We start from the raw sequence: 22025 nt of genomic DNA, 5'->3' as shown, positions 1-22025 counted from the left end.
ATTTATCCTTTTAGATGAGCTTTTTAAAGCCGTTGTCGAATTTCAGCGCGTCGTGGTGGCACACGTCGATACAGCGCCCGCAAAGCGTGCAGTCGCCGCCCACGAGACGAAATTCTTTTTTATTTTCATCCTCGCCCGTTTTGGCGTTTTTCTTCGTGATCTCTAGCACGTGCGGCACGAGACAGGTATCGATGCAGACCAAACAGTGGTCGCAGCGATCTTTGTTCCAGCTAACTTTAACGGCGTTAGTGCGGGTTAGCAGCGAGTACGTCGCGCCGATAGGGCAGACGTAGCGGCACCAGCCTCTGCGGGAGTAGAAAATCTCGACTAAAAGCACGAAAACCGCAAACCAAATCGCGTGAAAATAGCCGTAAATGACGAACCTAGACACAATACCCGTCACGCTAAAAATCTCAAACACGAGCTGCGCGCTGGCAAAACTCATCGCGATAAAAAGGGCGGTAAAGACGTAGCGCCATTTCGGGTCGAAATTTCGGCGTTTGATTATCTTTTTGGCGGCTAAATTTTCGTGGATTTTCTCGCCGATCTCGCCCAAAAAAGTATAAGGGCAAATCCAGCCGCAAAACGCCCGCCCGCCCACGAGCGCGTAAAAAAGCAAAATCGTAGCCGTGCCGATGATCAAATTTGTCGGAAACTCGTGCGTCGCGGCAAATACCTGAAAGCTCATAAAAGCGTCGGTCAAATGAAAGCCTAAGATCCTTGATCCGCTGATATCGCCTTCTAAAATTTGAATATCCGCGCGGTAAGAAAGCACGAACAAAATATGCACGAGCGCAATCGTCATGAGCCGCCAAGCGCGGATGCTAAGGCGCTTTTTGCCCTCGGCGTTTTTTACCGTGAGCGTGCTTAGAAACGGGACTTTGGCGACCGTGCAACGCGTGCTATATTTATCCATCCGCTACTCTTTAAATTTTGAAATTTCATCAGCTAACGCGCCTAAATCCTCGTCTGAAACATTTGTGAGAAGCCCCTTCATCAGGCTATTTGGCACCTTGCCCTCTTTGTAGTTTTTTAGCGAAGCTAGGATTTCGTCCTTGCTTTTGCCTGCGATGCTAGGCGCCATCACGCCCTTGCCGTTTGCTCCGTGGCAAGGCGCGCAGGAGGTTAGGTATCGCTTGCTAACGCCCTCGCTAGGCTGATTTGCGACGCTGTTTTGTAGCTGTTTTATCTTTTTAATCTCTTCGCTATCTTGCAAATTTAGCTCTTCGTTTACGACTTTCGGCTTTGTTTGCTGCGCCGGCTTTAGCTCGGGCCTGCTAGCGTCCTTTATGGGTGCCGACGGCTGGCTAGTCAGCATAAAAACCATGAGCGCAAGTACCAAAGCTCCAAAGATTATCGCTATTTTCTTTCCCATTTTAGCCTCCTATTTTTTTCTAAATTGCTCGTTAAATTCGCTGATTTCATTAGCTAGCGCCCTTATCTGCGTCTCGTCCATGCCGCGCACCAGATCTTTCATCAAAGGATTTGCCTTTTGCTTGCTCTTATACGCGGCGATCATGTCGTAAATTTGATCCGAGGTTTTATTTAGCAGCGACGGGCCGATGATGCCGTTAGCGTAGTCGTCGTGGCAGGCGGAGCATTTTACGATAAAGTCCTTGCTAAGGCGCCCCTTGATGAGTTTTAAATTTATGCTTTGCAGCGGGCTTCGCACCATCGCTAGAGCGCCTACCGAGCGGCTAGTCTCGCTCTCCTCGTCGTCTAGACCAAATTTGACTCTCTTTTTGCCGTTTATATCGTAGGTCATAAACTGGTCGTAGTCTTTTTGCGCGGTTGTGTTAGCGTCTGCTTTTTGCGTCTCTATCATGCCTGCGGCGGCGGGCGTCGCTTGTGTTTTTGCCGATTGCGTCGCCGGTTTTTTATCATCCTTGCTCTCGCAGCCAGTTATCAGCATGGCGGCGGCGAGGGCGACGAGACAGCCTAAAATTTTATTTCTCATTTTTATCCTTTGTAAATTTCGTCATAGCTGCGGTTTGGCGCTATATCTATGATCTGCGCCGGGCAAACCTCGGTGCACACTCCGCATCCGACGCAGCCTTGTTTAAATTCGGGCAAATTTCGCCCGTCGCTTTTAGCCATCGATATGGCGGCGTCTCCGACGGGACAGAGGCTAATGCACAGATCGCAGGGCTTATCCACGCTATTTTGGACGGCGTCTTTTACGGCTTGCTCGCGGTCGTTGTAAATTTTACGCTCAAGCATTTTCGTAACGCTGCTTAAATTTACGTTTTCGTTTTTGTACGCTAGACAGGCTTCGCGTCCTCGTAGCACGCCCACGCCCATCTTTACGTCGCTGATCTGCGTCGTGGCGTGATCTAGCGCGCCGCTAGGACAGGCCAAAACACAAGGGAAAAGGTCGCACAGATAGCAACCTCGCTCGTGCGGGTTTATGTAGGACGTGCCGTTTGAGTAGCCCTGCGCGATATCTAGTAGCTCGATACTGTGATACGGACAGACCTGCACGCACTGACCGCATTTTATGCAGAGCGATTCGAAATTTTTAACAGCTCCGGGAGGCCGTAAAAAAAGCTCGTCCGCGCGCGTTTTGGGTAAAAAATATCCGATGCTGTAGCCTGCGGCCGCCGCGCCTGCCGTTAGGGCGATAAAATTTCGTCTATTCATAGCGTTGCCTTTTGAGCGTTATTTGGGCGCATTTTAGGAGAGCCGTCCTCTAAAAGCTTAAGCGGCTCGGAAAAGGGAGCAAGCTTAGCTAGAAAATTTAGCCCGCTAATCACGGTGGAGCCGTAGAAAAAGCGCAGAGTCGGATAGTATTGCCAAAGCTTATCGGCGTAAACAAAGTGCAAGTATGGCGTATCGCCGATACCGTCTCTATTGACGTCTAAGCCCTCGTATTCGTCGAAATAATTACCGCTCCACTCGTTTAGCTCGATCTTTGAGCCCGGAGTGTCGTTGATAGCCGTTTCCATGTTGCCGATAAAATCATTGCCCTTAAACACGCTTTTTTCCTGCGTCGCGTGCATTTGCAGCCCGATGACGTTGTATAAAATTTGATTGTTTTCGAGGGTATTTACGGTGCCCGGATTTAGCGGCGAGCGGTCCGAGTAGATGCCGCGCGAGTTATATAAAAAGGTATTTTCTCTGATGTTAAATCCCGAGGCGTCTTTTAGCGCGATACCCACGCCAAACGCTCCGTTTGAGTTGATTATCACGTTTCGGCGCACGAGAGAATTTGTTGAAAACATAAAATACATCCCCACCGCGCCGCCGCTAAATTCGTTATCCTCGATGAGGTTACCCGCAGAGTACATCGTATGCACGGCGTAGCGGTTGTTTTGCCCGTAGTTCTTGCGGATTATATTGTTGCTGGAAAACCACGCCACGATGTCGCGGCTGTTATAGACGTAGTTTCGCTCGATCAAATTTTCGTGCGAATACCACGCGCGCACGGCGTCTCCGCGTCTAGGCACGTCAAAGCCCTCTTTTGAGGTGATGTTGTTATCTCTGATGACGGCTTGGTTGCACTCTGATAGCTCGATACCGAAAAGCACGTCTTTAAAGCGGTTTTTCTCGACTAAAATATTATTGCCCTTAGAGCAGCTGACGCCCGCGTCTAGCTCCATCTGGCTCGTGCCGCTGCCTTCGATGTTTAAATTTATGAGCTTGACGTTTTTTGCCGTTACTTTTATCACGCTTGATTTGCGGTCGCCTCGTATCACGGCGCCGTCGCCCTTGCCTATGATTGAGAGCGGTTTATCGATTATGATATTTCCCTCGTAAAGTCCGTCGTTTAGGCGCAAGATGTCGCCCGGTTCGGCGGCGTTTATAGCGTCTTGTAGCGGACTGGCGAAGGCCGTCAAATTTAGCGCACAAAAGAGCAAAAGCTTAAATTTCATTTCGCGTCTTTGAGCTCTTTTTTCTTTGAAAATACGGCTAGGATACAAAGCGCGCTCATAGCCATCATCACCCAAAATCCTATGCTAGGATACGAGTGCGTAGTAAACTGCGCGACCTTGCCGTCGCCAAGCACTGTCGGCATAAACGGTTTTATCTTAAACGCGCCCCACTCTTGCATATTGTGCCCGTACCAGTATAGCCAGCCCGCAAACGCGCCCATAAAAAGCAGCGGAGCGATGGTCGGAAGCACCATGAGCAGGGAGTTAAATTTACCGTCGTAGTATAAAAATGCTAGCATGCAAAGCGTGGAAATAAGCAGATAATAAGGCGCAATCGCACGCTCGACGTTGCCGCCGTGCTCCATCGGATACATGCCGATGTAGTGGTTTATGGTGTTCATCTCGTGCACGTCGCCGCTGTATCCGTCAACGTGAAAATAAACGGGAATGCCGTTTGGAAAGGCGTCTTTTGGGTAGTTTGGCGCTTCAAGCGCGACGTACCAGATAGGAAAAGACGGCGTGCCGATCTCGGCTTTTTGCTCGATCGCTTTTTGCAGGCTGGCTTTTACGTCGTCTGGCATCAAGTGATTTTTGTACTGAAACGAGGTGTAAAGGTCGTAAATTTTATACGAATACCCGGCAAGCGGCTCGCCCGCGGCGATCTTAGCCTTGGCTCCAAAAAAGCCCAGCACCGGGATCGTAAAACAAACGGTCATCAAGACTAACGCGATAATAGTGTAAATTTGATACTTCTTCATCGTTTCTCCTTTATTAAATTTAAAAAATTTTTCGCAAAACGCTTTTTAAATTTAACGTGGGAGGCTCGGGTTACGCGCGCCGAGCCTCAAATTTAGCGTACTGATTCGGACCGCTAAGCCCGAATCAAATTTTGATTACATTCCTGCGTTTTCGTCGATCCATTTTAGGTATTCGATGATATCTTTGATCTCTTGATCGCTCATGTGCTGATTAGGCATTCTTAGGTTAAAGTAATCGATCATAGACTTGATATACTCGTCGCCGTAAAATTTAGCTGGATCTTTGATAAAGTCAAACACCCATTTCTCGCCGTTTTCGTGACGCAAAAGAACGCCGGTTAGATCTGGACCCGAGCTAACCTGACCGATGACGTGGCAGCCGTTACAACCGCCTTTTAGATAGGCTTCCTCGCCTTTGGCGGCAGCCGGGCTCATAGGTGTGGCGATCTCTTTAGCGAGATTGTTTTTGGCTCTTAGGCCGACGTCCGCGGTTTTAACCATATACTGCCATACTTGGTACTCCCATAGTATCGCGCCGTTTACGTCGCCTTTTTTATAGGCTTCGTCGGCTTTTGCTTTTACTTCAGGGATTTTGCCGTACTGATCCAGCGCGTCCGTAACTAGTTCTTTTACCTTAGGATATTTTTCGTAATGCTTCTCTTTTAGATACGTAACGACGCTTTGGATAACCTCGTCGGTAGCTTTATTCGTAGCGATTACTTTATCGTATTCGGCTTTTAGAGCTTCCGGGCTTAGGGTTTTTAGCTTGCTTGCTTTGGCGGATTCGTATTTTTTGTTCGGATCTTTAACGAGCAAGTAACCCATCATCTCAAGGTGCAGCGCAGAGCAAAATTCGGTGCAGTAGTAAGGGAACACGCCCTCTTCGTCCGCTACGAAATTTACGGTCGCTGTTTTACCCGGCTCTAAAGAGGCGTGGATGTTGTAAAGATCCACTGTAAAGCCGTGCGTCTCGTCCTGGGCACGCTCTAGGTTCGTTAGGTGGATAGTTACGTTGTCGCCTTTATTTACTTCGATGTGCTCAGGGTTGATGTGGCTTCTGATCATCGTGGCGTAGACGGTTACGTTTTTGCCGTTACGCTCGATCCTCTCCTGTCCTGCAAGAGTTACGAACGGACTTTCTTTGCCCGTGCGAGAGTTTGTTCCCATCGTATAGGTAGTAGCCGGTTTTAGCTTGCTAGCCGCAATAGAAACTACGTCGTGAGGCTCGCCAAGAGGTATCGGCATATCGTATAAAAGCTCCATCTTAGCACCCGTGATGTCGATAAGCTGGTGGTTTTGCGGGTGAAGAGGACCTACCGGGTTAAAGCGATCGATCGAAAGTTTATCAAGAGCGATAGCGTATTTTCCCTTAGGTTTTGACGATTTTCCCTCCATAGTATCAAGGTGTCCGATGTTGTAGTGGACGTTGATCCTATCTAGGACTTTTAGATTTTTATAGTCCCATTTTACGATCTGGCTATCGACGTAAAGAGAGGTATAGATGATGCCGTCTTTCTCGTCAAAAGAGTTATGCAGAGGTCCAAGGCCAAGTTCGACTTGTCCTTGCAAGCTCTTTGCCATATCAAGCACAGGGATGCCGTACGGATCGGTGCCGGCAAACTCTTTTTTGTCGATTAGGTTTTTAATCTTTTTAAAATCATAAACCGTCGCGTGAGTATCTAGCTTGCCGCCGATGACGATATAGCGGCCGTCAGGAGTGACGTCTACGCCGTGTGGGCTCTTTGGCTCCGGGATCAAAAATAGCGCGCCGGCTTTAACCGCAGCGTCTATCGTAACTACTCTATGGCCGTTTATCTCCATGTAGTTTTTCTTATCCTGAGCTAGCTTTTCTAAAATTTGCCAGTTATAAACGTGCAAATAGTCAGTGTCGTTTCTGCTCGCGCCCGCTTCAAACGGAGGCAAGCCCTTTTCGATACCGCCCGTATACATCTCGGAGTTTATCGAGTTTGTAAACGCCCAGCCGAAGCTCTCGCCCTTACCGGCGTCGCTTAGGTCCTGCCAGTACGGAGGAAGCTCGAGCGAGAAGGAGGCTTTCTCGTCTATCTTGCCTTTTGGATAGTCGAATTTCCAAAACGTTACCGCGCCGCGGTATGCGCTTTCGTACTCGTCTATCGAGTGGTAGCCGTTATCTAGCGGAGCCGCGTACTGCGCCGCTTCGATGACGTATTCGCTATTTGGAGTGATGAAGCTGCCGCCGTGTTCGCTTTTTACGATTGGATTAACGACGATTTGAGTAGTTTCGAAATCGTGCAAATTTATAACCGCGATGCGAGGATTGGCTTTGTCATTGATGAAAAGATAATCGCCGACGTATTCGCCGTTTTTCTCGGTTAGAGCAGGGTGGTGAGTGTCGCCCCACGTGATTTGTTTGCCTCTGATGGCGCCGCTTTTTAGGATGGCTTTAGACTCCTCGTCGTAGCCGTATCCCTGCCAAGGCTCGGGCGTAAAGACGCCGATATACTTGTAAATCCTCATCGAAGGCACGCCGTAAACCATCACCTGTCCGCTTTGGCCTCCTGAGGAAAATACGATGTAGTCGTCTTTTTTACCGCTTGGCTGATATGTTTTAGCGGCCGCTAGGATGTCTTTTTCCGTTAGCCCGCGCGCTTTCATGATAGCTTGCAAATCGCTATCTGCCGCACACGCGCTACTAACGACAAACGCCAGGCCCGCAGCCGCAACGATACCGCAACTAAGTAGTTTGTTCATTGAAAATCTCCTTTCCTAAGATTTTTTCTTGTAAATTTGGATCTCGCCGTTTATGCTAACGGCTATGACGCTATCTTCGTCGTTAAAAATTTTTATCACGGCGTCAGAGTTTTTGCCTATTTTTTCTATCTGTTTAAACTCCGCGTCGCTTCGTAAAATTTCGCCGTTTCCAAGCCCGATATAAACTTTATCCTGCACGACCAGTAGGCTTTTAACGCGCGAATTTGAGATTTTGTAAATTTGAATTTCTGCGTCCGTCAAATTTGCGTTTGCTTTACCGCTAGTCAAAATTAGATCCGCTTTGTTTTGTGCGTTTTTGACGGCGGTTAAATTTACGCTTGCGTTTTCTTTGTCGCTTGTTTGAGTTAAATTTGCTTCGGCGGTCAAATTTGCCGCGCTAGGCTGCTTGCTTGCTAAATTTTCGTTCGTCAAATTTTCGTATGCGTCAAATTTGAGGCTCGCTATCTCGCCGCTAGCAAGCCCGAAAATCACGCCCGAGTTTATCTCCGCCGCACTCAAAGCTACGGATTTTAACTTGCCTAGATTTTTTGCCTGCATAGTGCTTAAATTTACAGTAAAAACCGATCTACCCCAGCTAGTTATCAGCGCGGCGCCGTTTAAAATTTTACAGGTCGCGATACGGTATGCGCCGTCAAGATTTGCGCGCGTCAGCTTTTTTGACGCAAGATCGTAGGAGATAAAGGCGTTTTTGCCAGCGACCGCGTAAATTTTGCCGTTTGCGATGTGAAGGTGCGTTATCTGCGCATCAAGGCTTAAATTTGAAAGATTTAGCATGCCGGCAAAAGAGCTAAAATCATCGCTAAATTTAGCTATCTCGCCGCTCGCAAATCCTGCATATAAATTTGCGCCGTCAAAGGCTAGAGAGGTTATCTCGTCCGTTTTAACGTCAAATTTGCTTATGGGTTTTAAGTCTTTTTGATTAAGTATTTTTAGCGAATTTTTGGCATCGTAGACGGCTAGTGTTTTGTTTTGCTCGCTACAGGCGCAGCTTTTTACGTCGAGGTTAGCCACATCGCTAACGTTGCTTGCGAAGGATAAAACAAATAGAGCGCATACGAGCGCTATAATTTTCATAAATGTCTTTCAAATTTAAATTTTCTATTAATGAAACTATACAACCGGAAGGCTTAAAGTGAATTGATTTAAATCAATATCGGTAATAATTGAGTATAAAAAAATATCTTTGTGTTATAACGTAACACCTAAATTTACGAAATAATAAAGCTGTTATTATTTCAGATTTTCTAGCGTTTTCTTGATATTTTGCGCCGTTAGATTGGAGATCTCGGCGACAAATTTATCGTTTTTGTCTAGTATGTATAGCGAGGAGCTATGAGCGACGGAGTACTCTATAGCGGATTTTTCGAGCAACACCTTTTGATACTTCACGCCGTAGCTTTTTGCAACCTTAGGCAGATCGTCTAACACTATGCCGTAAGAATTCGGATAAAAATACTTCGCATACTCGTCGACGTTTTTAGCCTCGTCGCGCTCCGGATCGAGAGTGACGAAAATCACGACGATATCGTCTCGTTTAAGCTCGTTTAAAACGCCCGAAAGGATACCTAGAGTCGCAGGGCAGACGTCTGGGCAGGTGGTGTAGCCAAAGTAGATAATCTTATTTTTGCCCTCAAAGCTCTTTAGACTCACCGCGCCGTTTGCGCCTTGGCCGGTAAGAGCGTATTTGTTTGAGTAGAGTGCGAGATAACCTGCGCCAAGAACCGTTAAAATCAGTATAACTGCGATAATAAGCTTTTTCATCATCCGCCCTTTTAAGTAAATTTTGCGTCTATTGATGCAAGTCGAAGTCTATATAAAGCCCGCTTCTTTTGCCATTTTCCAGCACCTCGAAACGGTATCTCATGATGTTTATCAGGCATGCGCTTAGCACGACGTTTGAGACGTAGGCGTTATCGCGCTTTTCGACTTCGGCCTTTATTATGCCCATATCCATATTTACGCCGTGGATCTCAAGGCTCGGGTCTTTAAACCCTTCTAGCCCCTCGATGCGCACGATCGTGGGTTGCATCGTGTAAACGGGCTTTGGCGAGAGGCTAAATTTGACCGTCTTGCCGCGAAACTCTACGCCGCAGGAGTGCTCTGTGTTCATATCGCAGGGAAGCGGGGTTAAATTTGCCCCCACGTCCTCTGCGCTCAAAAAGTCCTCTTGCACTTGCGGTTTAAAAAACAGGTACGCCGAAGTACCCAAAGCGCCGAGCAAAAGGACTAAAATTATGAGAAATTTTTTCATTAATGCTTGTGATGTCCGCCGTGATCGTGTCCGTGTTCGCCGTCTTTTTTAGCTACGACCGACTTTGCGACGATGTCTTTTAGCTCAAGTTTTTGTCCGTTGTCAAACTCTAGCGTAGCATCTAGTTTATCGCCCTCTTTGATCGGAGCTTTAATGTTCATCAACATTACGTGCAGACCGCCCGGTTTTAAATTCGCCTCGCCCATCGCAGGTACTTCGATGTTTTCTATTTGTATCATTTTTTTCATGCCGTCTACTTCTTTATGCGTGTGTATCTCGCCTGTAGCGGCTGCGGGAGAGCTAGCGCCGACTAGTTTTACCGGTTTATCGGTGTTGTTTTTGATATCGAAAAATAGAGCCGTATTTTTGGCGCCAGGAGGCGTAGCTTTAGCGTAGATATCAACGATCTCGATATCTGCGGCATTTGCAAAGCCCAAAGAGGCGACTACTAGCGATAAAGCTAAAAATTTGCTTTTCATTTTTTGCGTCCTTTTACGTGGAATTTTGATATTCGCTATTGTAACACAAAATAAAAGCTTTTTAAAATTTTTAAGAGAAAATGTAATATAATTCGATCCTTTATTACGAAATTACGCAACGTTAGGAAAATTTTGAAAAAACTACTCGGCTTACTTTTTTTTTCTGCTTTTTTTTCTCAAATTTTAGTCGCCGAGGCTTTAGCGGACGCAAATTTGACAGGCGCTAAATACTGGCTGGAAAAGCTAGGCGCAGCCGACGTCAGATACGGCTACTACGAGGCTAAGACCAAAATTATCGTAGTAAATAAAGCGCAAAAAACCCTGCAAAGCTTCGAGTACTCAGGCGGCGCGCTGGAGCAAATTTTTTCGCAAAGCGTGATAACAGGCAAAAGCGGGGATAAATTTAAAGAAGGTGACCTAAAAACGCCGGTCGGAGTTTACGACGTCACGGATAAATTTACGCCGCCCGATCCTTTTTACGGGCCGCTTGCGATGTCGCTATCGTACCCAAACGCCCACGATAAGGCCGCACAAAAAACGGGCGGAGGTATCTGGATACACGGACTGCCGATGAAAGGCAAGCGCGAGGACGAAGTAAAAACGCGCGGCTGCGTGGCGTTTAACAACGATGCGCTGGTGAAATTCGGCCAACTGATCGGCAGCGAGGGCGTCGTGATAATCAGCGAAAGCCAGAAGGTAGACGCTAGCAAAGACGACGTCGCGCGCGTACTGGCACATCTGCACGAGTGGCTACAGGCATGGCGAGATAACGAAACTAAAATTTACCTCGGCTTTTATGCGGACGAATTTGTAAAAATAGACGGCAAAAACGCGCTAACGAGGGCTAAATTTGCCGAAAATAAAAAAAGAATTTTCGCGCTAAACGAAAAAAAGAGCATAAAAGCTTCAAATTTTAGCGTGACGCCGTATCCAAACGTCAAAGGGCAAAATCTTTTTAGAGTGGTTTTTGACGAGGATTATACTGCGCCCAGTCACGAATTTAAGGGGCAAAAAGAGCTCTACGTACGGCTAGATAAAGATAAATTTAAAATCTTAACGGAGAAGTAAATGCAAGAAAAAAAAGAAATAGTAAAAAATCAGATCGAGGAAATTTTAAAGGCTAGGGGCGAGTTTTTCGCCGAGCTAGACCGCCAGGTGCCAAAGGTTGCGGGCACTGACGTGTTTGACTTCGCAGCGGTCAAAGAGGCCGATCTAAAGGCGCTTTACGCTAAATTTTACTCTTATGACTATAGTATTAGGAAGTTGCTTCCTAACGTTTATGAGGCGTTTGGTGTAAAATTCAATGTCTGAACTCGTTTTAAACAGATCTGCCTACATACATAATCTAACCAAAATTTGCGCCAAAGCCGGCGGCAAAGATCGCGTGATTTTGGTGCTAAAAGACAATGCCTACGGGCACGGAGCGGCGCTTGTGGGGCGCGAGGCGGCAAGCTACGGCATCAAATTTTGCGCGGTCAAAAACGAAGTCGAGGCGCGCGAGCTAGAACCCTTTTTTGAGCATATTCTCATCCTTTCGCACATCCCTACGGGCGGCGAAAGCGAGCGATTTATCTACGCGGTAAACGACATTTCGCTGATTGCTAAATTTAAAAAAGGCGCACGCGTGCATATCGCCGTCGATACGCTCATGCACCGAAACGGCGTCTCGGTGGGCGAAGTGCGCGCGGCATGCGAGTCGGCCTTGGCGCACGGACTGCAAATTTGCGGCGCATTTACGCACTTTAGAAGCGCCGAAGAGCTTAGTAGCGATTATTTCGTGCAGAGGCGAAATTTCGCCGCGGCAAAAGCCTTAGTGCGCGAAATTTGCGGCGAGGGTTTGGTCTTTCACTCGCATAACTCCGCTGCGACCGAGCGCTTCGGCGAGCTAGCGGACGAGTACGTGCGCGTGGGCATCGCCGCCTACGGCTACGCGCAGTTTGACGATAGTTTGGGGCTAAAGCGCGTGGCGTCGCTCTGGGCGCATAAGGTTAGCGGCAGAGTGCTAAAAAAGGGGCAATGCGCGGGCTACGGCGCTAAATTTTGCGCGAGCGAGGATATGCAAATCGCCGTTTACGACCTAGGCTACGGCGATGGACTGCTGCGCTATGCGGGCGAGGGCGAGCTAAAGACTGCCGGCGGACAGCAGTTGCTTGGCAAAATGTCGATGGATAGCTTTTGCTGCGAAGACGCGGGCGATAAAATTTGCGTATTTGACGACGCTAGCGTTTGGGCAGATTTTTTCGGCACGATTAGTTATGACGTCTTGACCAAGCTCTCGCCTAGCATCTCGAGGCGGTTTGAGTAAAACTTCTCGCAAGTACGCTTGAGCGCGCAGGTAGCAAACCCTGCGCGCAGAACTACCGATCAAAGTTAACTCTCCAAATTTATGAGCTTAGTTTGCTATCTTCAAAAGTGCAAATTTGTCGTCTGATTCAAATTTACGCCGAATTTTGCCTAAGCGTCAGGTTTGCTAAATTTTGTTTACCGATTTATAGCCCGCCATATCAGCGGGCAAAGCATTTTATGTTTTAGGGCGTTATCGTATTTGCTCTTATGCCTCTACGCCGGCGTTTTTAATTTGGATTTGCGATAAAATCGGACGGGACTCTATGCGGCTAAATTTTCGTAGCTAGATCAAATTTACACTGGGTTGGCGCGAGCCGCATTTTGCAAAAACCGAAGCGGAGCATTTGGCTAGGCAGGCAAAATTATTTAAATTTACTTCAAAACATCCTCAAGCGCTGTTTTTAGATCGCTAAATTTAAAGCTAAATCCGCTTTTTATCAAGGCTTTGGGATAGACTTTTGCTCCTTCAAGCAGTACGACAGACCCCTCGCCAAACATCAAATTTAACGCAAATTTAGGCGCTTTAAAAAATGTCGGTCGACCTAAAACTTCGCCTAAAATTTGAGTAAATTCGCCGTTTGTGCTAGGTTGTGGCGAAACGAGATTAAAAACGCCGCTTTGACGGTTTTGTAGGGTAAATTTAAACGCTTCCAGCAAATCAGCGATGTGAATCCAGCAAAACGCCTGCTCTCCGCTACCGAGCTTTCCGCCAAGACCGAGCCTGAATGCCGGCAGCATCTTAGCCAGCGCACCGCCTCGCCCCAGCACCACGCCTAGGCGAAATATCGCCGTTTGCGTCCGCGCTTTGGCGGCCTCGCTCTCCCACTCGCATGCTAGTTCGCCCAAAAATCCGCGGTCAAATTTGACCGAGCTCTCGTCGTGACTAAGGCCGTTTTCGTAGATACCCACAGCCGAAGCGCTGATGAAAAAGGGCGGATTTTCTAGCTCGTTTATAGCGCCTACTAGCGTGCGCGTAGTCTCTATCCTGCTTGCGTGAAGCTGCTTTTTATAGGTCTCGCTCCATCTGGCCGCGATAGAAGCACCCGCTAAATTTATAACCGCATCGCAGCCGCCAGCGAGGTTTTTGAGCGCGTCTTTGTTGGCGTAGGCGGCCCTTGGTATAGCTACGGCCTCGTGCCCCTGGGCTCTAAAAAAGCGGCAGAGTGCGCCGCCGATAAATCCGCTTGCGCCGTTTACGGCTATTTTCATATTTTGCCTTTTTGATAAATTTTATTTTGACGCGTGCTGTCAAATTTGACGCGGCGCAGGGTTAAATTTGGCGTTAAATTTAACGCCAAGAGTCAAGCTGTTTTGTTCAAATTTGATGGGCGAAACGAAAGTTTAAATTCGCCCGTCAAATTTACTTTCTAAAATACTCTTTCACGCCGTTTTCGCCATCTAGTTGCGAGCGTAAATTTTCTAGCGCGGCGATACGGTCTTGGGTGCTCGGGTGCGTGCGAAATAGCGAACCCAGCGCGCTTTTTACGCCGCTAAAAGGGTTGATGATAAACATATGCGCGCTTTGTTCGTCGGCGTTTGCCATCACGCGTCCGCGCGCGTAGTCCTCGAGCTTTCGCAGGGCGCCTGCTAGGTGCTGGGGCTTGCCCGTTATCATCGCTGCGCCTCTGTCGGCCTCAAACTCCCGCGCCCGCGAGATCGCCATGCGTATGATCGTGGCGGCTAGCGGCATGATGACGGCTATGGCGATTAACATTAGCGGATTTTGCTTGCCTTGACGGTTTGCCGCGCCAAACTGCGCGAAATTTGCCAGTATCGCGATCGCTCCCGCAAAAACCGCCGCGATAGAGCCCGTTAGGATGTCGTAGTGGCGCACGTGGCTTAGCTCGTGAGCTAGCACGCCCTCGATCTCGTCTTTGTTTAGTATATTTAGCAGTCCTTCAGTCACGGCTACCGCGGCGTGGCTCGGGTTGCGACCCGTGGCGAAGGCGTTTGGAACGGCTTCGGGGATGATGTAGATCTTTGGCATCGGCAAATTTGCCTTCGCGCAAAGCTCGCGCACGATCTGATAAAGTCCCGTCGCGTGCGCCTCGTCCACGGGCACGGCTCGGTAGTGCTTGAGCACGAGCGTGTCCGAGAAAAAATACGAAAAGAAGTTCATCCCAAGCGCTATTATAAACGCGACCATCATACCGCTAGTGCCGCCTATAGCGCCGCCGACCGCTACAAAAAGCAGCATCAGCACGGTCATCAAAAATGCGGTTTTAAAAAGTTCCATTTGTTTCCTTTGTTCGTAAAATTTTACGAAAATATCTCGCCGCCCTCTTTTATCTTTTTGATAAAGGCAAAAATATCTCGCTCCGCTATGCGCATCGGAGCCGAGCCCAGCGCGCCTAGATCGTTTAGATAAATCGTATCGTCCGAGTTTAATTTTATGAAAAATCCCAGGTCGCCGTCTTGACCTATCATATAAAAATTTGGCTCGTAAAGCGCCACTTCGTACGTTTCGTTTCGCTCGGCTAGAGCCGCGCGCCCGTATAGATACGCACCCGCTCCCGCCTCGTTAAAAACATCCACGCACTCCTCGCCATCGATACTTTCTAAAAATTTTAGATATAACGGCGGAAATTTTATCATCGTTTATCCTTGCCTATTACGGCGTTTTTAAATATCGCGGCGTCCGCGCCAGTCTCGCTAAGCTCGGCTAGCTCGTCTTCGCCTCCGATAACGACGCAAATTTGAGCGTCAAACAGATAATCCTGCGCCAGCTTTGCCGCTTTGCCGGCAAGCTCACGGGGCACGACGATAAATTTCGCTCCGGCAGCGTTTGCGATGATAGCTTCGTTTAGATTTTCAGCTTCGACGCAAAACTGGGCGCCGAGCTCTTGTGCGCGCTTTATCGCGGCTGCGTCAAATTTAAACAAATTTTGCTTGCCCGCTTCGATCTGCCGGGCATTCTCGCGCCAAAACAGCGGCTCATACGCCACTAGTTCGTGGCCGATTAGTTTCATTTTTTATCCTTTATGCAGTCCTCGCATATATACCCGCCGCCGCTTATTACGGCGTCTTTAGCTTCTATAAAGGTGCCGCACTTTTTGCATTCGACGAAATTTTCGGCATCTTTGTCCTCTTTTTTTGCGCTGCCTTTTACGCCTCTTTTTACGCGGGTTTTAAAAAATATCAAATAAATCGCAATTAAAACCGCTAAAAAAGCCAAAATTTTAAATAACATCGCCGCCCTTTATAAGTACGTAATTTCGGTTGCCGCGCCCGCAAATTTGAGCTTTGAGCCCCTCTAGCTCGCTTTGCACGCTGCTTCCTTTGTAAAGTAAAATTTGAGTTTGCGCGTCAAAAAAACCGTCGCAAATCCCTAGAAAATCTTTCGTTTTCATTAGCGCGCGGCTAGTGATTAGCTGCGCCGCGAAGGGCTCGCCGTCCTCGATCTTGCAAGGTTTTACGCGCACGTTGGTTAAATTTAGCTCGGCCTTGACGTAGCTTAGAAACGCCGATTTTTTCGGGCTGGGCTCAAAGAGATGCCACTCGCACTCCTTTAAAATCATCGCGAGAAATATCGCGGGAAGGCCCGCTCCGCTGCCCACGTCAATCGCTGTTTCGGCTCCCCAAATTTGCGGGAAAATTTCAAGCGGAGCTATGCTATCAGCGATCTGCTCGTTTAAATTTTTGTAGTTGGTAAGGCTGTGCACGCGGTTAAATTTAGCCAAAATTTCGCTAAATTTCGCCGTTTGCGCATCAAAGTCCCTCGGCAGGTCAATTTTCATCTAGCATATGCCCCATCTGCTCTTTTTTCACGCGCAGGTAGTTTTCGTTAAATTTGTTCGCGTGGATGACGATAGGCACGCGAGAGACGATCTGCACGCACTTTAGCCCCGACAGTTTTTTCGGATTATTGGTTAGCAAATTTATCTTTTCGATGCCGAAGTGTTTTAATATAAAATCCACGATCTCGTACGTGCGCTCGTCGGCCTTAAAGCCCAGCTGGTGGTTTGCCTCGATGGTGTCCAGGCCCTCATCTTGCAGGTGGTAGGCGTTTACTTTGTTTAGTAGGCCGATATTTCGCCCCTCTTGGCGCAGATAGATCACCATGCCGCCGTGCTCCTCGATGTATTTTAGGCTGGCTTCCAGCTGGTCGCGGCAGTCGCACTTTAGGCTGCCGATCGCATCGCCCGTTAGGCACTCGGAGTGGATGCGGACGTTTACGACCTCGCCGAACGGTTTTTTGTAAATCGCTAAATGTTCTTTCTCGCCCTCCTTAAAGGCCTGTATCTCAAATATCCCGAAACGAGAGGGTAAATTTGCTGTATTTGAAAGCTCGATATTCATAAATTTTTAACTCCTATTATGTTACACTAAGCGTAAATTGTAGCGAAGTAAAAGGAAAATTATGTTTAAACGTTTTAGAAGGCTTAGGATAAATCCCGCGATCAGGGAGATGGTGCGCGAAACTAGCGTTGCGGCGAGCGATTTTATCTATCCGCTTTTTGTCGTCGAAGGCAAGGGCGTTAAAAAAGAGATAAGCTCGATGCCGGGCGTCTTTCAGATGAGTTTGGACGAAATTTTAAAAGAGTGCGAAATCGTGCGAAATTTAGGCATAAAAGCGGTAATATTGTTTGGAATCCCGAGCCTAAAAGATAGCGTAGGCAGCGACGCTTTGAGCGATGAAGGTATCATAGCTACCGCGCTTCGGGCGATAAAGGATAAATTTGCCGATCTAGTCGTGATAACGGATCTTTGCTTTTGCGAATACACCGATCACGGCCACTGCGGTATCCTGGATCACGTCCATCAGACCGTCGATAACGACGCGACGCTGGAGATCTCGGCTAAACAAGCGCTGATCCACGCTAGAAACGGCGCTGATATGATAGCTCCAAGCGGTATGATGGACGGTATCATCGCTACCTTGCGCGGGGCGCTGGATGTGAGCGGATACGAAAATTTGCCGATTATGGCGTATTCGACCAAATTTGCTTCGGCGTACTACGGGCCGTTTCGCGACGTCGCAGAAAGCGCGCCGAGTTTCGGCGATAGAAAAAGCTACCAGATGGATAGCGCAAACCGCCTAGAAGCCGTGAGCGAGAGCCTAGAAGACGAGGCGCAGGGGGCCGATATCTTGATGGTAAAGCCGGCTCTGGCGTATCTAGATATCATCCGCGATCTGCGCGAGGCGACGAGACTGCCGATCTGCGCGTATAACGTGAGCGGCGAATACGCTCTGCTAAAAGCTGCGGCAAAAGCGGGCGTCATCGACTACGAGCGCGTGATGATGGAGACGCTGGTTGGATTTAAGAGAGCGGGGGCGGATCTGATAATCAGCTATCATGCTAAAGAAGCGGCTCAAATTTTAAGGGGATAGCGGCTTGTCTCGCGAGTATCTTTGCTTGATTTCGCAAATTTCGCCCTGCGATAGGCTACGTGCCTTATCTTGGGACGAAATTTACTTCAAAACAAGCAAATCTATCTCACGATACTTCGCCTTGTAAATTTTATGGGCAAATTTGGGAATTTAAAGGGGGCAAAATGCGGCACTTTTTAACGTTAAACGATTTTAGCAAAGACGAAATCATCGAAATTTTAAATTTGGGTTTGCAGATAAAAAAAGAGGCCAAGGCGCGAGATTTTAAGCCGTATCTAAAAGATCAAAAATTAGCGATGATATTTGAAAAAAGCTCGACTAGAACGCGCGTAAGCTTTGACGTGGGGATGAACGAGCTAGGCGGACACGCGCTGTTTCTTAGCTCGAGCGAGATTCAGATCGGGCGCGGAGAGCCGATAAAAGACACCGCGCGCGTGATCTCGCGAATGTGCGATCTAATCATGGCTCGCGTAAATCGCCACGAGACGCTAGAAGAGCTTGCTAAATTTAGCCGCGTACCCGTGATAAACGGACTTAGCGATAAATTTCACCCCGCGCAGCTGATGGCCGATCTCATGACGGCGGTCGAATGCGGACTAAAAATAGACGAGATAAAAGCGGCGTTCGTGGGCGACGGCAACAACATGGCGCACTCGTGGCTGATGCTAGCTAGCAAGCTAGGCTTTGAGCTAAGGATCGCGACGCCAAAGGGCTACGAACCGGACGCCGACGTCGTAAATTTAGCGATGAAAAACGCTCAAATTTCGGGAGCTAAAATTTATCTAACTCAGGACGTAAAAGAAGCCGTCTCGGGCGCTAACGTCGTCACTACCGATACTTGGGTCTCGATGGGACAAGAGGCGGAAAAAGAAAAGCGCTTGAGGGATTTTGCGGGCTTTTGCGTGGATGAAAATTTGATGAAATTAGCCGCACCGCAAGCGATATTTTTGCACTGCTTGCCGGCTTACCGCGGATACGAGGTGAGCGAGGCGGTGTTTGAGGCGCATGCGGATGAGATTTTTGCCGAGGCGGAAAATAGATTGCACGCGCAAAAAGGCGTGATGGTTTGGCTCGATAGGCACCAAAACGGGTAAGTTAAGGAAGTAAATGAAAGAAAAAAATCTACAAAAAACATACGAAAAAATCGACGAAATTTCGGGCGAGCTCGGGATAAAAGAGGGCGAGAAGACGATATTTGAGATCGTGCCGACAAGCGATCCGAGTCAAATGAGCCTTAGCCTAAAAAGCGGCTCGTGGGACGGAGTGGAGCCGTGGTTCGGCATTGACGAAAATCAAAATTTACACACGATGGTTTCGTTAAAATCGCTCTCGCAGCTCATCGAAGCCTACCGCAACGTCCAAAAGGAAAATTTCGAACTAAGGCTCGAAAAGACGATCTGGCAGAACGTGCCTATAGATTTTGCCGACGTTTGGGTCGTGGCGATGGACGAGATACGCAAGATCGCCGCAAAAAATAAAAATAAAAAAAGCATCGACGTAAATTTGGAAAAACTGGTAAAGGGTATCAAAAAGCAGTATCCAAATTTGTTCGTCGATATGGAGAATATAATGAAAAACGCAAGGAATAAAACGCTATGATAGATTTTGACGCTTACGTGAAGTATTCGCGCCCGGGACCGCGCTACACGAGCTATCCGACCGCGCCCGAGTTTAGCGATAAATTTAGCTACGAGGACTACCTGCGGGAGCTAAAAAACCGCGACGCCTCGCGCCCGCTTTCGCTTTATTTGCACCTGCCGTTTTGCCGCAGCGCCTGTTATTTTTGCGGTTGCAACGTAATTTATACGAGCAAAGAGGACCGCAAAACGCGCTATATGCAGTATCTACAAAAAGAGCTTGATCTACTAGCGGCAAATCTCGACACGAGCGCACCGGTGCTACAAATGCACTTTGGCGGAGGCACCCCGACGTTTTACGGAGCGGATCAGCTAGATGAAATCATCAAGATGATAAAGGCTAAATTTAAAAATTTCTCGCCCGAGGCTGAAATCAGCTGCGAAATAGATCCGAGATTTTTAACCCGCGAGCAGCTTGACGTGCTAGTCTCTCACGGCTTTAACCGTATCAGCTACGGCGTGCAGGATTTTGACGAGCGCGTGCAAAAAGAGATCCACCGCATCCAGCCCTACGAGATCACCAAAAACGCCGTAGATATGGCGCGCGCTAAGGGCATAAACTCGATAAATATGGACCTGATCTACGGCCTTCCGTATCAGACGCTAGAGAGCTTTAAAGCGACGCTGGATAAGGCTCTGACGCTATCCCCGGACCGCCTCGCGGTGTTTAACTACGCGCACGTGCCGTGGATAAAAAAATCTATGCGCAAATTTGACGAAGCCACGCTACCCAGCCCTAAAACCAAGCTTGAAATTTTAAAATATACGGCCGAGTTTTTTATCAAAAACGGCTACAAAATGATCGGAATGGATCACTTTGCAAAGCCAGGCGACGAGCTTTTCGGCGCGCTTGCTAACGGTACGCTACACCGCAATTTCCAAGGCTACACGACCAAGGGCGGAGCCGATCTCATCGGCATCGGGCTAACTAGCATCGGCGAGGGGCAAAGATACTACGCGCAAAATTTCAAGGACATGGACGAATACGAAAAAGCTCTGGATAGCGGCGTTTTGCCGTATTGTAAGGGTATATATCTAACTGGCGACGATCTAATCAGAAAAGCCGTGATAATGAGCCTGATGAGTAACTTCGCTCTTGATATCAAGGCGGTCGAGGATAAATTTGGCATCAAATTTTTCGAGTATTTTAAAGATGATTTGGTCGAGCTTGAAAATTTGAGCGAATTCGTAACCGTAATGCCAGAAAAAATCAGCGTAAACGAGACGGGCACACTGATCATCCGAAATATCGCGATGTGTTTTGACGCGTATTTGAAAAAAATACCTGAAAATTTACGCCGATTTTCAAAAACGGTTTGATGGGCGGACATGTTTAAATTTAGCGAAATTTCAGATAAATGCGTAAAATGCGGCAAATGCATCCAAATCTGCACGATCCACAAGATAAACTCCGACGAGACGACCTCTCCGCGCGGCTTTTTGGATCTCGTGGGAGCTTACGAGCGCGGCGAGCTGAAGCTTGATAAAAGCGCGAAAAATATCTTTGAGAGCTGTTTTTTATGCACGAATTGCGTCGAGGTATGTCCAAATTCCTTGCGCGTGGATACGGCGATAGAAAACGTCCGCCGCGATATCGCGGATAAATTTGGCATAGCGTGGTACAAAAAAGCGTTTTTTTGGTTGCTGCGCCACCGCGCGGTTATGGACTTTTGCGCGAGGCTGGGATATGTGTTTCAAAGCTGCGCGTTTAAGATCCGTGAAGGCGCGATGAGCCCGAGATTTAGCCTGCCGATGGTGAAAAAAGAGCGGCTTTTGCCAACCGCTAGTAAAAAGAGCTTTTTAAACTCGCACGCAGAGTTTATTGATAACGGCGGCGATAAAACGATCGGCGTTTTCATCGGATGTATGGGAAACTACGCGTATACGGGCATCGGCGAGGCTTTGGTTAAGATAGCGCGCGAGCTTGGGTTAAATTTAAATTTGATGAAAAAACAGGCCTGTTGCGGCGCGCCCGCGTATTTTACGGGGGATTTTGCGACGGTCGAGGTTTTGGCAAAGCGAAATATCGAGTATTTTGAAAAAATGCTGGGCGAGCTAGACGCCATCATCGTGCCAGAGGCTACTTGTTCGGCGATGATAAAGATCGACTACGAGCACTTCTTTCACGATGACGAGCAGTGGCGAGAGCGCGCAAAAGCTGTAAGCAAGAAGATATTTTTAGCGACGGAGTACTTTGAAAAATTTACGAATTTGGCTGAAATTTTGGCTAAAAAAGGCAAAAACTTAGCCTCCGTGACCTATCACGATCCTTGTCATGCTAGAAAAATGCAAGGCGTATTTAAAGAGCCTCGCAAACTGCTCGCTCAAAACTACGAAATAACCGAAATGGACGATCCAAACGAGTGCTGCGGATTTGGCGGCGTAACGATGCAGTCTGAAAAATATCACCTAAGCCGCGCAGCCGGACAAAGAAAATCCGAGATGATAAAAAACTCGGGCGCAACGATCGTAAGCGCAGAGTGTAGCGCCTGTAAAATGCAAATTTCAAATGCGCTACATATCGGCGGCTCAGACGTGAAATGCGAGAATCCGATAGAGTTAATCGCAAGGGTGCTTGGATAGAGTTTGACTGTAAGTT

At 48.0% G+C, this 22025-nt stretch carries 26 protein-coding genes; 8 read left to right on the top strand and 18 right to left on the bottom strand.

Annotation, left to right across the window (positions count from 1 at the left end):
* Window positions 1–10: 10 nt before the first annotated feature.
* The 11 genes from EE116_RS10360 to EE116_RS10310 all read right to left on the bottom strand — a co-directional run bounded on the left by EE116_RS10360 (window position 11) and on the right by EE116_RS10310 (window position 10111).
* Entirely contained in the window at window positions 11–916 is a 906-nt protein-coding gene (locus tag EE116_RS10360; protein ID WP_122874342.1) for a NapH/MauN family ferredoxin-type protein, read from the bottom strand.
* Window positions 917–919: 3 nt separating this feature from the next.
* Window positions 920–1375: a c-type cytochrome gene (locus EE116_RS10355; protein WP_122874341.1), complete on the bottom strand. Its 456-nt coding sequence runs from the start codon at window positions 1373–1375 to the stop codon at window positions 920–922.
* Between the two features lie 9 nt (window positions 1376–1384).
* The gene (locus EE116_RS10350; protein ID WP_122874340.1) at window positions 1385–1957 is read right to left on the bottom strand and encodes a c-type cytochrome; all 573 of its coding nucleotides are present in this window, start codon (window positions 1955–1957) and stop codon (window positions 1385–1387) included.
* 2 nt (window positions 1958–1959) lie between these two features.
* Window positions 1960–2640, bottom strand: coding sequence for a 4Fe-4S dicluster domain-containing protein (locus EE116_RS10345; protein ID WP_122874339.1), 681 nt, complete (start codon window positions 2638–2640; stop codon window positions 1960–1962).
* The gene (locus EE116_RS10340; RefSeq protein WP_122874338.1) at window positions 2637–3872 is read right to left on the bottom strand and encodes a nitrous oxide reductase family maturation protein NosD; all 1236 of its coding nucleotides are present in this window, start codon (window positions 3870–3872) and stop codon (window positions 2637–2639) included. Before EE116_RS10340 ends, EE116_RS10345 begins: the two co-directional genes overlap by 4 nt.
* On the bottom strand, window positions 3869–4630 hold the full coding sequence (locus tag EE116_RS10335; RefSeq protein ID WP_122874337.1) for a cytochrome C: 762 nt from the start codon (window positions 4628–4630) through the stop codon (window positions 3869–3871). The genes EE116_RS10340 and EE116_RS10335 overlap by 4 nt, the downstream gene beginning before the upstream one ends.
* Before the next feature lie 135 nt (window positions 4631–4765).
* Window positions 4766–7360, bottom strand: coding sequence for a Sec-dependent nitrous-oxide reductase (gene nosZ / locus EE116_RS10330; protein ID WP_122874336.1), 2595 nt, complete (start codon window positions 7358–7360; stop codon window positions 4766–4768).
* Window positions 7361–7375: 15 nt separating this feature from the next.
* Window positions 7376–8455 carry a PQQ-binding-like beta-propeller repeat protein gene (locus EE116_RS10325; protein ID WP_122874335.1) on the bottom strand — a complete coding sequence of 360 codons (1080 nt, stop codon included), beginning with the start codon at window positions 8453–8455 and terminating at the stop codon, window positions 7376–7378.
* A 156-nt stretch (window positions 8456–8611) separates the two neighbouring features.
* Entirely contained in the window at window positions 8612–9142 is a 531-nt protein-coding gene (locus EE116_RS10320; protein WP_122874334.1) for an SCO family protein, read from the bottom strand.
* A gap of 28 nt (window positions 9143–9170) precedes the next feature.
* Entirely contained in the window at window positions 9171–9632 is a 462-nt protein-coding gene (locus EE116_RS10315) for a hypothetical protein (protein WP_122874333.1), read from the bottom strand.
* Window positions 9632–10111 carry a copper chaperone PCu(A)C gene (locus tag EE116_RS10310; RefSeq protein WP_122874332.1) on the bottom strand — a complete coding sequence of 160 codons (480 nt, stop codon included), beginning with the start codon at window positions 10109–10111 and terminating at the stop codon, window positions 9632–9634. Before EE116_RS10310 ends, EE116_RS10315 begins: the two co-directional genes overlap by 1 nt.
* Before the next feature lie 132 nt (window positions 10112–10243).
* Between EE116_RS10310 and pgp2 the strand changes: the two genes are divergently transcribed.
* Genes pgp2 through EE116_RS10295 form a run of 3 tightly spaced genes read left to right on the top strand, consistent with a single transcriptional unit; the run spans window position 10244 to window position 12416 of the window.
* Window positions 10244–11179, top strand: a complete 936-nt coding sequence (gene pgp2 / locus EE116_RS10305) for a cell shape-determining L,D-carboxypeptidase Pgp2 (RefSeq protein ID WP_122874331.1) — start codon at window positions 10244–10246, stop codon at window positions 11177–11179.
* Window positions 11180–11422 (top strand): CmeU family protein, encoded by a 243-nt coding sequence (gene cmeU / locus EE116_RS10300; protein ID WP_122861840.1) that lies wholly within the window; start codon window positions 11180–11182, stop codon window positions 11420–11422.
* On the top strand, window positions 11415–12416 hold the full coding sequence (locus EE116_RS10295) for an alanine racemase (RefSeq protein WP_122874330.1): 1002 nt from the start codon (window positions 11415–11417) through the stop codon (window positions 12414–12416). Before cmeU ends, EE116_RS10295 begins: the two co-directional genes overlap by 8 nt.
* A gap of 413 nt (window positions 12417–12829) precedes the next feature.
* Here EE116_RS10295 and EE116_RS10290 read toward each other — a convergent pair whose 3' ends face one another.
* The 7 genes from EE116_RS10290 to ribA form a co-directional block, all read right to left on the bottom strand.
* Window positions 12830–13666, bottom strand: coding sequence for a TIGR01777 family oxidoreductase (locus EE116_RS10290; protein ID WP_122874329.1), 837 nt, complete (start codon window positions 13664–13666; stop codon window positions 12830–12832).
* Between the two features lie 151 nt (window positions 13667–13817).
* Window positions 13818–14693: a zinc metalloprotease HtpX gene (gene htpX, locus EE116_RS10285; RefSeq protein ID WP_122874328.1), complete on the bottom strand. Its 876-nt coding sequence runs from the start codon at window positions 14691–14693 to the stop codon at window positions 13818–13820.
* A gap of 23 nt (window positions 14694–14716) precedes the next feature.
* Window positions 14717–15052 (bottom strand): hypothetical protein, encoded by a 336-nt coding sequence (locus tag EE116_RS10280; RefSeq protein ID WP_122874327.1) that lies wholly within the window; start codon window positions 15050–15052, stop codon window positions 14717–14719.
* The gene (locus EE116_RS10275) at window positions 15049–15426 is read right to left on the bottom strand and encodes a hypothetical protein (protein WP_122874326.1); all 378 of its coding nucleotides are present in this window, start codon (window positions 15424–15426) and stop codon (window positions 15049–15051) included. Before EE116_RS10275 ends, EE116_RS10280 begins: the two co-directional genes overlap by 4 nt.
* Window positions 15423–15647 (bottom strand): PP0621 family protein, encoded by a 225-nt coding sequence (locus EE116_RS10270; protein WP_122874325.1) that lies wholly within the window; start codon window positions 15645–15647, stop codon window positions 15423–15425. Before EE116_RS10270 ends, EE116_RS10275 begins: the two co-directional genes overlap by 4 nt.
* A complete protein-coding gene (rsmG, locus tag EE116_RS10265; protein WP_122874324.1) occupies window positions 15637–16194 on the bottom strand; it encodes a 16S rRNA (guanine(527)-N(7))-methyltransferase RsmG in 558 nt (185 codons plus the stop codon). The genes EE116_RS10270 and rsmG overlap by 11 nt, the downstream gene beginning before the upstream one ends.
* The gene (ribA, locus tag EE116_RS10260; protein ID WP_122874323.1) at window positions 16184–16756 is read right to left on the bottom strand and encodes a GTP cyclohydrolase II; all 573 of its coding nucleotides are present in this window, start codon (window positions 16754–16756) and stop codon (window positions 16184–16186) included. Before ribA ends, rsmG begins: the two co-directional genes overlap by 11 nt.
* 61 nt (window positions 16757–16817) lie before the next feature.
* On the opposite strand from ribA, the gene hemB reads away from it, so the two are divergent.
* From hemB to EE116_RS10235, 5 genes are all read left to right on the top strand, one after another.
* Window positions 16818–17789, top strand: coding sequence for a porphobilinogen synthase (gene hemB, locus EE116_RS10255; protein WP_122874322.1), 972 nt, complete (start codon window positions 16818–16820; stop codon window positions 17787–17789).
* A gap of 164 nt (window positions 17790–17953) precedes the next feature.
* Entirely contained in the window at window positions 17954–18883 is a 930-nt protein-coding gene (gene argF / locus EE116_RS10250) for an ornithine carbamoyltransferase (protein ID WP_122874321.1), read from the top strand.
* A 13-nt stretch (window positions 18884–18896) separates the two neighbouring features.
* Window positions 18897–19388: a DUF2603 domain-containing protein gene (locus EE116_RS10245; protein ID WP_122861850.1), complete on the top strand. Its 492-nt coding sequence runs from the start codon at window positions 18897–18899 to the stop codon at window positions 19386–19388.
* The gene (gene hemN / locus EE116_RS10240; protein WP_122874320.1) at window positions 19385–20746 is read left to right on the top strand and encodes an oxygen-independent coproporphyrinogen III oxidase; all 1362 of its coding nucleotides are present in this window, start codon (window positions 19385–19387) and stop codon (window positions 20744–20746) included. The genes EE116_RS10245 and hemN overlap by 4 nt, the downstream gene beginning before the upstream one ends.
* Before the next feature lie 9 nt (window positions 20747–20755).
* Window positions 20756–22009 carry a (Fe-S)-binding protein gene (locus tag EE116_RS10235; protein ID WP_122874319.1) on the top strand — a complete coding sequence of 418 codons (1254 nt, stop codon included), beginning with the start codon at window positions 20756–20758 and terminating at the stop codon, window positions 22007–22009.
* Window positions 22010–22025: the final 16 nt, after the last annotated feature.

The sequence above is a fragment of the Campylobacter showae genome, from assembly GCF_900573985.1.
Taxonomy (GTDB): Bacteria; Campylobacterota; Campylobacteria; order Campylobacterales; family Campylobacteraceae; genus Campylobacter_A; species Campylobacter_A showae_E.
The sequence above is the reverse complement of the archived record's forward strand: the minus strand, read 5'-3'. Positions and strand labels throughout refer to the sequence as shown.